This window comes from Geobacillus sp. G4 (assembly GCF_040327975.1).
GTDB classification, from domain to species: Bacteria; Bacillota; Bacilli; order Bacillales; family Anoxybacillaceae; genus Geobacillus; species Geobacillus thermoleovorans.
The window spans coordinates 12,645-27,838 of the sequence record NZ_JBEPJY010000022.1 but is presented as its reverse complement, the minus strand read 5'-3'; the positions used below and the strand labels follow the sequence as shown (position 1 = coordinate 27,838).

Sequence of the window (15,194 nt, the reverse complement as noted above, 5' to 3'; positions counted from 1 at the left end):
CAAGTGACGGTTGCGGCGATGAAGATACATTTGAATCAACGACAGTTGGGCAGAAACAAAACAGAAAATAGCGGCATATTGTTTTTGAAGTTTGGCTGGATCTGTAGTAAAATGAAAGTGCTCTTGCATGGGGGATCTCTCCTTTCGAATGTTGGGTGACACTTTCATTCTACTGGAGATCCGCCAGCAAGGGCTATTTTTATGCTTGTCTGAGTTTTATCTAGCACCACGGGTAATGAAAATTTTTCAAAAAATATACATACTAAATCCACCATTCCTATGTGTAATTAATCGTACGATGCCCCTTTATCAACGTAAATATTGTTCCACTCAGGGCCAATATCCTTTTTAACCTTCAAATTGTAATATAACATTAACATCACAAGCCAAATCACCCCAGAATATACAGAAACCCTTGTCAGTGGAGATGTAGCGATAGCAATTACAGCGATGATCAGGAGTGCTAATCCGATTATTGGAACGACAGGCCAGAACGGAACAGGAAAATGGAGGCTTTTATTCTCTTTGTTGCATTGTCTACGAAAAACAAGTTCACAGATCAGAATAATCCCCCAAGTGAACAACGATGCAAAGGCAGACGCACTTGTAATCCACACATAAACATTATCGGGAGCCAAATACGTAACCAGCGTTCCAAGCGATATCATCAAACAAGTAGCCAATACAGCTATATGTGGAACGTGGAATCTATTCAATTTAGTGAATTTTTGTGAATAAAACTTCTTATGCGCCATGCTATAAAGCATCCGGCTTCCCCCGTATATTCCTGTATTACAAGAAGACAGTGCTGATAAAATAATAATTAAGTTGACCAATCCAGCGGCAACAGGGATCCCAATTTTTGAGAAAAGAAGCACAAACGGACTGGCAGAAGCCTTTACTAAATCATTCCACGGAAACACACACAACATGATAAAAATTGATCCAATGTACAACACAAGGATTCGCATCGTTACAGAGCGAAACGCCTTTTTCATGGATTCAATTGGGTTATGCGTTTCACCGGCTTCAACCGCTAAAGTCTCAATACCGCTGTACACTTGAACAACGAGTGAAATAACCGCTAACACCCCGAGCCATCCATTCGGCAAGAAGCCGCCATGAACCCAAAGATTTGTAATTCCCACCACCTCTCCATCATTGAAAATACCCGTCAGTATGATCAACAGACCAAACGCCATGAATATAACAACAGCTGTTATTTTTAAAACAGCAAACCAATATTCAATCTCACCGAAGACTTTTACAGCAAGAAAGTTTGATAGCATAAATAAAATTAAGGCAATCAATCCAGGAATCCACGCTGGAAAAGAAGGGAACCAATACTGAACTAATTTCCCGATCGCCGCTAATTCAGACATGACAGTGGCAACCCAATAAAACCACCACATGCCTGACGTTAAAAAGCCTATTTGATGTCCTAAAAATTCGCTTGCATAATGACTGAATGATCCTGCTACAGGCTTTTCAACCGTCATCTCCCCCAGCGACCTCATCACAATAGTGGCTAGAATCCCGGTGATGATAAAAGCTGCTAATACACCAGGACCAGCTATTTTGACTGCTGTAAACGATCCGTAGAATAACCCGACACCAATCACGCCGCCAATTGCCAGCATCTGAATCTGCCGATTGGTTAACGTCCTCTGAAGACCTTCAGATTCGCTTGGCATATTGTTGCCTTGATTCATCATGGACATCCAATCACTCCTTTGTTGATAATTCCTAGAAGGCCGGCGATTAGGCAAGACTGAGTACTATGTTTGGTTCTCATTTATGGCTTGACCTTACTGGATTGCTATCTTAGCTTAAATAAGAGTCATGATCTCCCGTGTTCTGCCGGCCTTCTAGAATTTAAAAGCAACTCAATCGCCGCATTGATGAACAACGTCATTTAATCATTCATGATCATCCGATTTTTATGCGCAATGTTTATTCAGCACCTCTTTAACGGTGCGAACAACAAATTTCAAATCTTCTTCCGTAGAAGTCAGCGGCGGTGCGATGATAATCACATTGTTGAATCCAGGTACGGTGTCCCCGTTGCGCCCGATGATCAAGCCTTTTTCTTTGCAATCAGCGATTATCTTTGTCATGAATTCATCGGAAACAGGCTGTTTGGACTGTTTATCTTCGACGAGTTCAATTCCGAATAAGAATCCAACCCCTCTTACTTCTCCAACTTTATTCAGCATTTCTAACTCATAAAGATCGCTTAAAATCGAGTGGCTTAGCTGTTCCACACGAGCAACGATATTTTCCTTTTCAATAATTTCGATGTTTTTGAGCGCCACTGCGCAAGAAGCCGGATGGCCTCCATAGGTGGAGATATGGCGCAGATGATTATGCGTTCCATTTTCTTTGAATTTTTCGTAAATTTTTGAGCTAACAGCTGTTGCACCTAATGGAAGGTAGCCGCTTGTCAATCCCTTTGCCATCGTCACGATATCCGGTTGGACGCCTTCGGAATGCATAAATCCGAACATTTTTCCTGTTCTGCCGAAACCGGATACAACTTCGTCAATAATCAAAAGCACGTCGTACTTTTTGCAAATCTCCGCAACTCTTTGGAGGTATTTTTTCGATGGAATGATTACTCCGCCCCCTGAAATAAACGGCTCCATAATGACTCCGGCAACCGTTTCGGGACCTTCCCAATTGATTACTTGATCCAGCATCTCCGCCGCCATTAAGTCTCCTTTTTCCCCTTCTCCAAATGGGGAGCGGTAGCTATACGGGGGCATTACATGGATGAATCCTGGAACTAACGGGTCATACTTAACTCTTCGATTCGCCTGAGCCGTCGCGCTTAATGCCCCCATGGTTGAGCCGTGATATGCCCGATAGCGAGAGATGAATTTATACTTTCCAGGATTCCCATTCTGCATGTGATATTGACGTGCGATTTTAAACGCCGTCTCATTGGCTTCCGAACCACTGTTGGAGAAGAATGTCGTATAGGAGCCTTGAAGCAACTCGCTGATTTTGGCGGACAATTCAATCGCTGGAACATGGCTCATGGTCAATGGAAAGTACGAAAGGCTCATCATTTGTTCATAAGCTGCTTGGGCGATTTCCTTTCGACCATGGCCTAGATTTAAACACCATAACCCCGATACACCATCCAAATATTTGTTTCCATCTAAATCGTAAAACCATGCACCCTCGCCATGAGAAGCGACCATAGGGGCAACCTTTTCATTGTAGCGATACATCGCATGCCAAAGATGTTTCTTATCCTTTTGCGTCAGCTCTTGAGCATCTACTTTTAGTTGCACACTTATCCCTCCCAAGGAACGTTTTTAACGTGATAAAGAGACAGAGGATTTTCCAAGCACTTCATCCAATGGAGTGTACGAAATGCCATGGGCATCTGCAACTGCTTTATACGTGACACAACCGTCAATCACATTGAATCCTTTAGCCAGTTCTTCATTATCCAAAGCGGCTTGTCGATATCCTTTATTGGCAATTTGCAATCCGTAGGGAACCGTCACGTTCGTCAAAGCGATAGTAGACGTTCTTGCCACAGCCCCTGGGATATTAGGAACAGCATAATGCACTACTCCGTGCTTCACATAAACCGGATCGCTGTGGCTTGTAATTCTGTCGACGGTTTCGATGCATCCACCTTGGTCGACCGCAACGTCTACAATCACCGATCCTGTTTCCATCGTTTTCACCATGTCCTCCGTAACCAGCTTAGGAGCACGAGCCCCTGGTATTAAAACAGATCCAATAAGCAAGTCGGCTTTTTCCACGGCTTGAGCGATATTGAAGCTGTTTGACATCAGCGTTTTAATTCTTCCTTGAAACTGATCATCGAGCTGGCGCAGGCGGTCAGGATTAATATCGATTACGGTCACGCTTGCTCCCATCCCAAGAGCGATTTTTGCGGCGTTCGTCCCAACAATTCCTCCGCCTATAATCACGACTTCAGCAGGCAAAACCCCTGGGACTCCGCCGAGCAGAACTCCTTTTCCTCCTTTTGGCCTTTCAAGAGACTGGGCGCCCACTTGTATAGACATTCTCCCCGCTACTTCGCTCATGGGTGAAAGCAACGGAAGAGACCCATTTTTCTTTTGGATCGTTTCATACGCAACAGCAATTACTTTGCTGTTCATCAAAGCTTGTGTCAATTCAGGCTCTGCAGCCAAATGGAGAAATGTATAGAGAATCAATCCTTCCCGAAAGAATCGATACTCCTCTTCAAGCGGCTCTTTCACTTTGATCACCATATCCGCTGACCAAGCTTCTTCCGCTGTTTCAACAATTTTGGCTCCTGCCTCTTTGTATTCATCGTCAGAAAATCCGCTGCCAGTCCCAGCTCCCGTTTCAATCCACACATCATGGCCGGCATACTTGAAAGCGATTACACCAGAGGGCGTTAAACCCACTCGATTTTCATTGTTTTTAATCTCTTTTGGTACACCAATGATCACTTCGATCACCCTCTTGATTAAATGTAGATCAACATGCACAAACAGCATCAAAACCAAGTGTTCATCACTCGGTACAGGTCTTCTTTTTTGACAATCGACACCTTATCCATATTGCTCAAGTTGGCCGCATTCGCCTCGTCTGTATCGATATGGAATTCCAAACGGTAGAGGCTACTTACTCTAATCTTGACGTTTCCAAAAATGGTTCTTCGCTCATTCCAACAAACGACAGCGACAATTTCTCCATCCTGGACTCCAAAAACTTCAGCGTCCGATTCAGACATATGAATGTGCCGGCTTGCAATAATCAGCCCTTCCTTTAAGTGGACAAATCCGACCGATCCAACGATCGTAATTGGACTGCTCCCGCTTATATCTCCCGAGTCTCGGATAGGAGGAAGAGTAGATAACCCTAAAGCATAACAATCCGTGATGGATACTTCTACCTGGCTGCACGGACGCGCCGGCCCCAATACTCGGACATTGTTGATGATCCCGCCCGGCCCTAAAAGGCTGACTTTCTCCTTAGCGGCAAATTGTCCAGGCTGCGACAATTCTCTTTCTACGTTCAATCGGTATCCTCTTCCGAACAAAATCTCTATATGCTCCTCGCAAAGATGAACATGGCGGGCAGAGACGCCGACGGGAATGACATTTAACACTGGACGCCCTCCATCCCTCTTTTTTACTCCGTTCGGGGAATCCACGAGCAATCCTTGATTCAAGGATTGCTCATAGACTAAGGATTTAACATTCAATTATTCCAGTTTCTATGATCTAGGTGGGCATATTTAGACAAGAGACGAACCGGCATCTTCAATGCATCACGTCTGAACGGCGGAGCAAGTTGAGTGCCATCTACTTGAATATCGATGACCGTCGGTTTATTGGATTTAATCGCACTTTCAACAGCCGATCCTACTTGATCCGCATGTTCTACACGGATTCCGACAGCTCCCATTGATTCAGCCACTTTTGCGAAGTCCGGATTTTGGATGTTCGAACCGATAAAGCGATTGTTGTAATAGTCTACTTGGTTTTTCTTTTCGGCGCACCATGCACCGTTATTGAACACGCAGGCGACAACAGGAATATTATGCTCTACCGCTGTGCTGACTTCATGCAAGCTCATTCCCCATGCACCATCGCCGATGATTGCCACTACCGGGCAGTCAGGGCGAGCAATTTTGGCACCCAAAGCAGCGGGATAAGCAAAACCTGTGTTTCCAAATGTCAAGGCTGCAATATGCTTCCTTGGTTGATTAAATTTCAAGTATGCATTGGCGGTTGATGACACATTCCCGATATCTGTTGTGACAATGGCTTCTTCAGGAAGAACTTTCGTCAGCTCCAACAACGCTCTTCTCGGATTGATCGGATCCCCTTCTACCATAGCAAGGCTGACCAATTCCTCTTCCCACTTCTGTTTTTCTTCAGCTACTTCCCTGAGGCGTTCTTGATTAGGTTGCAAATCTGGCTTTAGTTCCTTTAAGCGCTTGAAGATTTCAATACTGGCTTCGCGCGCATCTCCAATAATGCCGACCTCAATCGGGTGAGTTCTCGCAATATTGCGAGGATTAATATCAATTTGGATGATTTGTGCTTTTTTTGGAAAATAATCAATGTCATAGCAAGGGAGTGTGCCGAAAACAGACAATCTAGTGCCGATTGCTAATACTACATCTGCCTTGGCTAATGTTCTCATTGCCGCTTTTGATCCCATATAGCCGATTGGCCCAAGAGCCAGCGGATGATCAGCTGGGAATGCATCGTTATGCATATAGGAAACCACAACGGGAGCGGTCAAATATTCCGCAATCGCTCGAACAGCCTCAATGCCGTCAGAATCGACAGTTCCTCTTCCTGAAATGATGACTGGATACTTCGCTTGCGCCAGTAATTTCGCTGCCCTGTTCAGCGCCTCGGGGGAACCGCTTCCACGAGCATCGACCCGATATTGATGCGGCTGTAAAATCTCATCTTCCAATTCTCCATAGAAGTAGTCACGTGGGATATCAAACAATACTGCTCCCCGTTCTGCATAAGCGATGCGGAAGGCAGTTCGCAAGCAATCAGCCACCCGGCTCGGATGCGGAACTCTAACCGTTTCCTTCGTAATCGCTTTAAATATAGAAACTTGATCGCACTCTTGGAAGCCATCCCATCCAACAGTCGGCGTCCCTGCCGATGGAGAAATCACAACCAAAGGAGTGTGCGCGTGATTCGCAGCAGCCACTGAGGTAACCATATTTGTGATCCCTGGACCATTTTGCCCAACCACCACTCCAGCAATCCCGGAAATACGCGTGTACGCATCAGCCATATGCGCCGCGGTTTGTTCATGACGAACGCCGATAAAACGAATTCCTGCAGTTGGGAATAAATCAAGCATATCCATAAAAGCCGATCCGACAATACCTGAGACGTGAGTGACCCCCTCCGCCACTAAGGTCTCTACAATGGCCTCGCTCGGAGTCATTTTTACCTTTTGACCTCTGGTTATTTTCTTCTCAACTTGCGGCATAACAAATCTCCTCTCTTGTTTTGATGTGTAGAATATATTTAAAAGGCACGGTCATGGTTATGTCCGCGCCGGACTAACTGACCTCTCAACACATATAGCGATGTAATAACATCATGACGTCCGTACCTGTTCTTACCGAATATATTAATTTTTATTTCGTAAGATGTCAATCTATTATACTGAATTTTTTGATTGTTAAATCAAAAAGGAAATCGCCACCCCTAAAACTACTAATGCCGCGTAACCTATCACGCCCACAAAAATGGGTTTTGCACCTAATTCAACAATCGTTCTAAAGTTAATGCTCAAACCTAGACCGGCCATCGCCATCGATAAGCAAAGAACGCTTAAGGCAATCAACGCATCAGTCAAGCCAGCCGGAATCACTCCGGTTGTTTGAATTACGCTGCAGATCAGAAATCCAAAGATGAACCATGGAATAGGCAATTTTGTCTTTTCTGTTTGATGTTCTCCATTACGCGAAAACAAATATCCAAGCACTAAAGCTACAGGGATAAGCAACGCAACTCTCCCGAGCTTCATAACAATGGCCGTATCCAAACTCAGATCCCCTCCGGCGCTCGCCGCCGCAATGACATGAGCCAGTTCGTGCAGGGTCGCTCCAGCAAACACTCCATATTGATATTGATTAAAATCCATCAAAGGATACAGCCACGTATAAATAATCGTCCCCACTGTCCCTAAAACCGCAATAAACGCTACTGACACCGCCGTAATTTCCCTTCTTGCGTGAATCAATGGAGCGACAGCAACTATGGCGGCTGCACCACATATGGCTGTGCCCACTGCCAAAAGCAAAGACAAATGTCTATCAATCTTAAACCATTTCCCTAAATATGCGATCACAACCAGTGTAAACAAAATAACCGTCCCATCAATCAGGAATACGGATGCCCCCATATCAATGATCTTGGCGAAATCCAATCGAAACCCCATTAAAATAATGCCCAACCTCAACAAGATTTTGCTGCTGAAACTAATTCCTCTTTCTGCATTAGCGGGGACAGGCATTAATACATTCCATACAGCCCCCATGACAATAGATAAAATCATGACTCCCATAATAGAAAAAAAGGGGAGTTTGGATATGTTGTTGGCCAAAAGAGCCAACACCAATGTTAAAGCAATTCCTTGGACATACCCTTTGCAGTGCGCCAGTTTATCATGCATAAAAATGGGCTGACGAACCGCTTTCTCTTTAGGATTGGATAACTGCACTGTACCAGCCCCTCTGATTTATGATGATCATACGGTTTTACTTTCAACTTCACCGTCCCCTAACGTCTCTGGATATGTGGCTTTAATCGCTGGAATAGGACAGAAACTGAGATGACCGAGCGACGTTTTTATTTTTTTGAACACCACTTCCCCATCGACTTCGATGTGTTCCCCTTCATTTCTTGACACAGCTGAGCCTCTAGCCAAAACAGGGATGATTTTAATTTTGTCTCCATTAACCACAATTTCCTCGTCGCTTTCAATAAAAAGGATGCAGTTGATATTCTTGTCCTCGCTGTCGAAATAAGATCTTTTTTTAACAATAGTTCCTGCAACTCTCAACGCCATCCCCCCTGATCATGATGTCCGTACCAGTTTAGTGAATATTATAATTGATCCCCTTCTCCCTTTCAATAACTTATTGATTATTTTTTAAATATTAAATATTAAAAAATTAAACAGGTCTTTCAGACGCCGATAACCGTCCATGGATATCATCAATCACACGTTCCAATTCAGAAATTTCTTCAATCACATAATGAGCTCCGGCATCTCGAAACGTTTCTCTCACATTTTTTATTTTTTCTTGCAACACAAATAGATCACAAGCTTCCACCTCTTCCTTCGTCATGCCGAGCTCATTTCCTCCCTTGATGACGCCGACAGTCCATACTCCAGCATTGATTCCTTCCAATATGTCACTGACTGTATCACCTACTTTGACAATATGGTGCATAGGGAAAACCTCTAGATTGATGGCGTTTTGATAAATCATCCAAGGAAAAGGACGACCGGCAGAGACGTCTGAAGAAGTTACTATGCAATCCGGCTTATACCCATATTTTTCAGCCTCAGAGGCAACAACTTCGATCATTTCCGAGGTATATCCAGTCGTTGATCCAATTTTGACGCCTTTCTTCCGTAGCTTTTCAACGATCGCCGCCACTCCATCAATCGGCTTGGAAAACTCCTGAAGTGAAGGAATCAAAATGTTTTCAAACTCACGGTACAAATTCATCACGTCTGAATCGGTTGGGGTTCTCCCGAAATTCCGCTTCCACTCCTCCTGCACATGAGGAATGCCACAAATAGACCGGATATGTTCCAGTTTTGAAATCCCCATTGTGGAACGTATTTCTTCGACACTTACATTAATCCCTTTATCAAAAAAACATCTTCTCAACGCTTCAAGAGGGGCAAAGCAGCCATAATCGACCACCGTGCCCGCCCAATCAAACACGACTGCCTTAATCATCCCTCTTCTCCCCCTTCTTTCCCATCAAAATAGATTTTTTCTAGACATTTTCATTACAAATGAATACATATCAGAGCGAAACATGCCTTTGTAATATTCCACTAAATTTCCTTCTGGATCATTGATCATGCGTTCTGTAACAAGAAGGCAAGTCGTTTGTGGGATCTCCAAATACTCCGCTTCCTCCTCGCTTGGATGAGTGCAAGTGATAATTTGTTCTGCTTCCCAAAACTGAATGCCGAGATCCATTTCCAACACATCGTATAAAACAGTCGTATTCAAGTCATACCGAGATAACTTTTCAGCAATTTCAAGAGGATAATGGTGGATCTCAATAGCAATAGGGACATCGTCTTGCAATCGAAGCCTCCTGATGTAATAACATTGGTCGTCAAATCCATGCACGTTTGCTATGTTTTCGGGTGTTGATACAATTCCATGATCCAACAGCCGAATCCCCATTCTTTTGACCGTTTCTGCAAAGCTGGTAATGCTAATCCATTCTTGGATTGGTTTCAGAGAAACAAACGTTCCCTTCCCATGTTTTTTCTCCAAAATCCCTTCACGCACTAAAATAGATATGGCTTCCCTCACTGTGCTTCGGCTTACAGAATACATCTCCATAAGTTCACGCTCGCTCGGAATTTTATCCTTATAGTATCCCTTCATAATCTGCTCTTCTAATATGTTTTTTAGTTGAACATGAAGCGGAATCGGACTGAGCGTGTCCAAAGACATAGAAAATCACCTCAATTCATCATGATGTCATTACCAGTTTTGATTATATGTTACATCATTATTTTGTTTTTTTCAATTGTTGGAAACATTCTTCGACTTTCCAACTAACGTTCTCCCAAGTTAAACAAAAAGCTCATTTTTAATGATTTCATGACTTGCTTGTTTTTGTTTGAACAAAAATAAATTTCTCAGTCACCGGCGACCCGTAGTCTTTTGGGCCGGGAAGGGCGGTGTGATAGGCTGGACCGAGCCGGAAGGCGAGGGCTTCGGCGCTCGGGCTTGCAGTGGGGGAGCCTTTCCGGCTGCCAGCCGACCATCACACCGCCCCGGGGACCCGGACCAAAAGGAAACGGAAGCGCCGGTGCGACTACGCCTGCTGTCGATGTCTGTCGAATTTATTTTTTGTCTGACAAAAATTAAATAGCATCAGCCGTGGCGGTGCTTTGAACGGCCTCTTGGCCCTGCTTCGCACGGCCACGGGTGGTAGGAAAAACTGGATCGCGAGCGGCTTCTCGAGCGGCCAAGCGCCGGGCTTCCCCAGGCTCCGGCCGGATGGCCAGGGGCCAGGAGGCGGCCAGCCTGGAAGCCCGGCGCAGGGATGGAATCTTCATATGAATCACAAAACTTTTGTTTATTGGAAGAAAAGATGAAATGAACGTTTATTCCTTGTTTTGTTTATTTGGATAAATGTTCCTTTATTTTTACCATCGTTTATTTACTTAAAGGTTTATTGCTTCAAGCAACGGTGCGATGCATTGACTTCTTCGATCACACTCCGCACGGCTGCGGATGGATGAGCCAGCGAGCGGCTTCTCGAGCGGCCGAGCGCCGGGCTTCCCCAGGCTCCGGCCGGATGGCCAAAGGCCAGAAGGCGGCCGGCCGGGAAGACCGGCGCGGGCTTTTTAGCGGCAACCCAATTGATTCAAAACTGTCCATTACATTGCAATCTCATTGCCATTGTTTCTTTATTTGAGTCCTCTGCCCAAAAGGGAAGATCGTTATCGTTGCGCCTTAATCTCTATACTTTTTCAATCTCTCCTCAAGCTCACGGCGCATCTGTTCGATATCTTCATCCGTTTCCTTGCCTCCAGAGCTCTCGGCAGCAAGCTTCTCTTCATAATCTCGAAGCCAGTCCGGCACGATCTCTCGGCGGACAACTTTAGTGCCACTATGAACCGTCACCTCATTGGGATCGATTCCAGCTTGAATCCGTTGCACTTTTTCATTCAAGAAGTAAGTCAGGAAGGCAATTGGTTCACGGATATCATTCCGTTGCATAATACGTCTTGTCGTTTGAATCAGCTCATCCATCCAGTTGTCGCCGAAAGCCTTTTGCGCCAAAATCGCAATCTTGGTGAACTGTTTTTCTGTTATGTACCGATCATATGCTTGTACCACAGCCAAAAATTGTAGATACTGATCATCGACTGTAGCATCTTTCTTCTCCTCAATGGCAATTGGTTCAATGGCCTTCTCCTTTATTTGAAAGCGGAGTGCCACAACCTTTCGCTTTTCTCTTATCTCCTCATACGTAAATATGATATCGGTCTTCTCTGAAATTTCCTTCCTGGCTGGATTGAGCACTCGTTTTTTGAAGTTATGGTACTCTGAATACTTATCCCCCGCCCCGACCATCATCCGCAAATCATCTAACCGAAGTACGGCCTCGCCTATATATTGCCAACGTTTCAAAAGCTCATACATGCGGATAGAATAGGAACTTTTTAATTCCATTACATTCTTCAACCGATACGTCGTGAACTCTCTCTTCAATTGCAAAAGGTATGGCTTTAAACGGGGATCAAAAGCTAAACTGACATAACCGGAATGTACATCGTATTCCACGTATGAAACCCAACTTAACTGTTTAAGCTTTTGTCCCTCCCTAATTTCCAGCACCTTTCTCATTAAATTTTTCGTGATCTCCCTTAGCTCCGTATACTTCGGGCTTCCCCGGTATCCGAGTAATTCGGAGAATTCCTGTATCGGGAGGCTGTACATTTTAAAATCGTCATCATCTTTACTGATCTGGCTGATCAAATACAAAATAATCTTCTGTTCCAATGTCGAAAGCTTGTAATTCGCCTCAATCAGCGCATTGGCCTTCGTTACAGCACTGTTATATTGCTGCTGTTGGATGGCCGGAGCTTGCATTATCTCATCCTCCACCTACTAAAATAGGAAAATAACACCTCAACCCTAATTTTACAAGAAAACAACCACATTAAAAAGTACATCTTTTTATTCATGTACGCAAAACACCAAAAGTGTACGTTTTAACCCACATCGAGTACATATATTTTTTTTTGTACTAAAAAGACACCAAAAATGTACTTTTAACACCAAAAATGTACGTTAAAGTAACCAAAAATGTACGAGATAAACACCAAAAGTGTACGCCCAACACCAAAAATGTACTGGATAGACACCAAAAGTGTACGAGGTAAACACCAAAAATGTACGCCTGAAACGATCAAAACCCTTGATAAATCAATGATTTTGCGGTCCCTTAAAATATAAAAAAGGTTAAAAGATATAAATAATTAAAAGTATATAAAAGCAACAAAAAGGGAGTTGCTGCAACTCAATACATTAATGGCTTGATGTCTTCTTAAAGTTCAAAAACAAAAACGGCTTCTAGGGCTCGTATAGCCCGTTTGAGGCGTTTTTAATGCTAGGTTAATAGTTTTATACCCCCTAAACGAAAAAACGTCAAAATAAGCCGTTTAACGACGTTTTATGGCAATATGTGATTTTCTTTCCGCGGCGGTGCTTTGGTTTACTTCTTGTCCTGGCTTCGCACAGCCGCGGGTAGCGGCAGGCGCCGGATCAAGAGCGGCTTCTCCGAACCGCCGAGCGCCGGGCTTCCCCAGGCTCCAGCCGGATGGCCAAGAGCCAGAAGGCGGTCAGCCGGGAAGACCGGCGCGGGCTTCGTTCATAGATCGAGTCCGGTGGTAACTTCATCAATCTGCTCTTGCGTAATTCCGATATAGCGAAGAGTTTCGGCTTGGCTCGAATGGTTAAGGATTTTTTGAATCATGGCAAGGTCGATTCCCTGCTTATAGGCGAAATAGCCAAACGTTTTGCGCAGGGAGTGGGTACCGATGCGATCCGTGATTCCCACGGATCTGGCCGCTCTGTTTAAAATATAGTGAGCATGCTGGCGGGTAATTGCTTTGCCGCCTTTTTGGCTGCGAAACAGCGGCTCGTCGTCGCAAGCGTGCGGCCGCTCCTGCGCCAAATACAGTTCAATCAGGCGGCGTGTTTTCCGATTTAAGGCAATAACCCGAGTCTTTTTCGTCTTCTTCTCCACGATCTCAATGCGGTCGACGACACCTTTCTGATTTCTCACATCCCCGACCTTCAGAGCCAAAATGTCGCTGATGCGCAGCCCTGTGTTGATGCCGATGGTGAACAAGAGCTCGTCCCGGATCGATGAGGAGCGCAAAATCTTTTTCATGGATTCGATTTTCTCCTTATCCTTGATCGGCTGGACGGTATGCAAAATGCGACACCTCCCTGTCTGCAGAGGCATTATGTAAAATATGCGGGCAAAAAAGAAGGAAAAAGGAAAGCCCCTCGATCCTTGCTGTGTCTAAGTATTTAACGTCTGACAAAAATATGACATAACGTGCTTTTGTCAAATTTAAAAAAATCCCCTCCATTTTCGGAAGGGGCGAGACAGTTTATTTTTTAACCACGACAGCGGACGGCGGCCTTTTTCCTGCCCGCAACTGTGCAAGCGAAAGGCCAAATGTATATTGAAAATGGGGATAATCTTTGAAGCTTTTCCAATCCCCGCCCCATTCAAGGCCAAGCGACTTTCCGATCTGACCGACGCGAAACCACCGGCGATCGAGGCTCCAGCTGGGGATCAGCGTCCCCTTGGAGACATTGCAAACACAAATATCAAACGCCAAGCCGAAATTATGATAGCTGTATCCTCCGCGAGCGTTCGTGACGATCCGCCCGGGCTTCGCCCGTCCCAATGCATACAGGCGGTTCTGCTCCTCGATGGTTCGAAACCCTTGCGTAATGATGATATAAATTCCTTCCTCGTAAGCCTTCCGAATCAACGCTCTAGCTTTATCCGCCACCAATGGATGCAGCCCGGACAGCCTTTTCTCCGCCCGGAAAAGCAACTCCACCAGCTCCACTTCAAATTCCCTCCCATCATCAATTTTGCGGACCTCGGCTCAATGCGATGGTTAGATCCTGAATGGATTTGGTCAACTGATCCAGCTTTGTCTCCATCCGATGCAGAAGGTATATAGAAACAAGAATCGGAAAGGAAACTTCGCTGATCATCGAAAACAAATCCATTGCTTTCCCCCCTTCAATGCTCAAAAACGGAAGGCGAAAAACCTTCCGTCCACGATAGATAAGCTATGGCAACTGGATGTCTTGCGTCTCGCGGTCAATGATGCGGGCGCTCTTCGGGCTCACCAGCTCCCCATTGCCGCTCATAAAAACATTTGCCGCCACGAGCTGGTTCATGACCGTTTTCACTTGCACCGGATCAACCGGCTCTTTAGGATAGCGGATCAAAATCCGAGCCGGCCCCGCTTGAGCGTTAAACGTCAGCTCCAAAGTCTTCATTGCTCATCCTCCTCCCATTATGCATTGATAATATGGCTGGTTAACGTCGTGCGCACGTACCGCAGGCTGCCGCTCGACAAGCTGGCGATGGCGGCGGCGGCATCGTACAGAGATTGAACGCTTGAGTCGCTCTTTACTCTGAAGGTTTGCGAGCGAATGATGTCCTTTCCGTCGCTGTCCTTTCCGGCGTAGAAGTCCAAAACAAGAGTGCGGCCCGACACCATTTCGGAAGCGGCCATTTTCCTACCCCCTTTCGATTTGCCAACATCATATCACCGGAGAACGGCGATGGACAAAACCGCTTTCAAAGCGAAAAAAGAGAAAAGCGGCCTCAAACATTGCCGCTCCTTCTGATTTTTTACGATAAACCTTTCAT

General features: G+C 45.1%; 15 protein-coding genes and 1 pseudogene. All 16 read right to left on the bottom strand.

Going from position 1 to position 15,194, the window contains the following annotated elements:
* Positions 1-129: pseudogene (locus ABS784_RS15550) on the bottom strand (IS982 family transposase); the annotation flags it as partial.
* Between the two features lie 158 nt (positions 130-287).
* Positions 288-1,721, bottom strand: coding sequence for an amino acid permease (locus ABS784_RS15545; RefSeq protein ID WP_352513148.1), 1,434 nt, complete (start codon positions 1,719-1,721; stop codon positions 288-290).
* A 219-nt stretch (positions 1,722-1,940) separates the two neighbouring features.
* On the bottom strand, positions 1,941-3,299 hold the full coding sequence (locus tag ABS784_RS15540; RefSeq protein ID WP_352513146.1) for an aminotransferase: 1,359 nt from the start codon (positions 3,297-3,299) through the stop codon (positions 1,941-1,943).
* A gap of 24 nt (positions 3,300-3,323) precedes the next feature.
* Positions 3,324-4,463 carry an alanine dehydrogenase gene (gene ald, locus ABS784_RS15535; protein ID WP_352513150.1) on the bottom strand — a complete coding sequence of 380 codons (1,140 nt, stop codon included), beginning with the start codon at positions 4,461-4,463 and terminating at the stop codon, positions 3,324-3,326.
* A gap of 47 nt (positions 4,464-4,510) precedes the next feature.
* Positions 4,511-5,125, bottom strand: coding sequence for a phosphate propanoyltransferase (pduL, locus tag ABS784_RS15530; RefSeq protein WP_352513145.1), 615 nt, complete (start codon positions 5,123-5,125; stop codon positions 4,511-4,513).
* Positions 5,126-5,217: 92 nt separating this feature from the next.
* Positions 5,218-6,987: a sulfoacetaldehyde acetyltransferase gene (xsc, locus tag ABS784_RS15525; protein ID WP_352513143.1), complete on the bottom strand. Its 1,770-nt coding sequence runs from the start codon at positions 6,985-6,987 to the stop codon at positions 5,218-5,220.
* 195 nt (positions 6,988-7,182) lie between these two features.
* Positions 7,183-8,226 (bottom strand): YeiH family protein, encoded by a 1,044-nt coding sequence (locus ABS784_RS15520; protein WP_352513141.1) that lies wholly within the window; start codon positions 8,224-8,226, stop codon positions 7,183-7,185.
* A 27-nt stretch (positions 8,227-8,253) separates the two neighbouring features.
* Positions 8,254-8,568, bottom strand: a complete 315-nt coding sequence (locus ABS784_RS15515; RefSeq protein WP_352513139.1) for a hypothetical protein — start codon at positions 8,566-8,568, stop codon at positions 8,254-8,256.
* 112 nt (positions 8,569-8,680) lie between these two features.
* On the bottom strand, positions 8,681-9,481 hold the full coding sequence (gene phnX / locus ABS784_RS15510; protein ID WP_352513137.1) for a phosphonoacetaldehyde hydrolase: 801 nt from the start codon (positions 9,479-9,481) through the stop codon (positions 8,681-8,683).
* A 24-nt stretch (positions 9,482-9,505) separates the two neighbouring features.
* Positions 9,506-10,219: a GntR family transcriptional regulator gene (locus ABS784_RS15505; RefSeq protein WP_352513135.1), complete on the bottom strand. Its 714-nt coding sequence runs from the start codon at positions 10,217-10,219 to the stop codon at positions 9,506-9,508.
* 1,011 nt (positions 10,220-11,230) lie between these two features.
* Positions 11,231-12,373: a replication initiation protein gene (locus ABS784_RS15500; RefSeq protein WP_352513134.1), complete on the bottom strand. Its 1,143-nt coding sequence runs from the start codon at positions 12,371-12,373 to the stop codon at positions 11,231-11,233.
* 781 nt (positions 12,374-13,154) lie between these two features.
* Positions 13,155-13,724, bottom strand: a complete 570-nt coding sequence (locus tag ABS784_RS15495; protein ID WP_352513132.1) for a site-specific integrase — start codon at positions 13,722-13,724, stop codon at positions 13,155-13,157.
* Positions 13,725-13,905: 181 nt separating this feature from the next.
* A complete protein-coding gene (locus ABS784_RS15490) occupies positions 13,906-14,376 on the bottom strand; it encodes a M15 family metallopeptidase (RefSeq protein ID WP_352513130.1) in 471 nt (156 codons plus the stop codon).
* Positions 14,377-14,395: 19 nt separating this feature from the next.
* Positions 14,396-14,527 (bottom strand): YvrJ family protein, encoded by a 132-nt coding sequence (locus tag ABS784_RS15485; protein WP_407067061.1) that lies wholly within the window; start codon positions 14,525-14,527, stop codon positions 14,396-14,398.
* Between the two features lie 78 nt (positions 14,528-14,605).
* Positions 14,606-14,818 carry a DUF2922 domain-containing protein gene (locus tag ABS784_RS15480; RefSeq protein ID WP_021322754.1) on the bottom strand — a complete coding sequence of 71 codons (213 nt, stop codon included), beginning with the start codon at positions 14,816-14,818 and terminating at the stop codon, positions 14,606-14,608.
* 17 nt (positions 14,819-14,835) lie between these two features.
* Complete coding sequence (locus ABS784_RS15475) at positions 14,836-15,057, bottom strand: DUF1659 domain-containing protein (RefSeq protein WP_352513126.1); 222 nt, start codon at positions 15,055-15,057, stop codon at positions 14,836-14,838.
* Positions 15,058-15,194: the final 137 nt, after the last annotated feature.

Bases quoted from the DNA above. Each gene is read 5' to 3' on its own strand.
- ABS784_RS15485 (WP_407067061.1), bottom strand. From the start codon at position 14,527: ATGATCAGCGAAGTTTCCTTTCCGATTCTTGTTTCTATATACCTTCTG.
- phnX (WP_352513137.1), bottom strand. From the start codon at position 9,481: ATGATTAAGGCAGTCGTGTTTGATTGGGCGGGCACGGTGGTCGATTAT.
- ABS784_RS15475 (WP_352513126.1), bottom strand. From the start codon at position 15,057: ATGGCCGCTTCCGAAATGGTGTCGGGCCGCACTCTTGTTTTGGACTTC.
- ABS784_RS15500 (WP_352513134.1), bottom strand. From the start codon at position 12,373: ATGCAAGCTCCGGCCATCCAACAGCAGCAATATAACAGTGCTGTAACG.
- ABS784_RS15505 (WP_352513135.1), bottom strand. From the start codon at position 10,219: ATGTCTTTGGACACGCTCAGTCCGATTCCGCTTCATGTTCAACTAAAA.
- ABS784_RS15480 (WP_021322754.1), bottom strand. From the start codon at position 14,818: ATGAAGACTTTGGAGCTGACGTTTAACGCTCAAGCGGGGCCGGCTCGG.
- ABS784_RS15545 (WP_352513148.1), bottom strand. From the start codon at position 1,721: ATGTCCATGATGAATCAAGGCAACAATATGCCAAGCGAATCTGAAGGT.
- xsc (WP_352513143.1), bottom strand. From the start codon at position 6,987: ATGCCGCAAGTTGAGAAGAAAATAACCAGAGGTCAAAAGGTAAAAATG.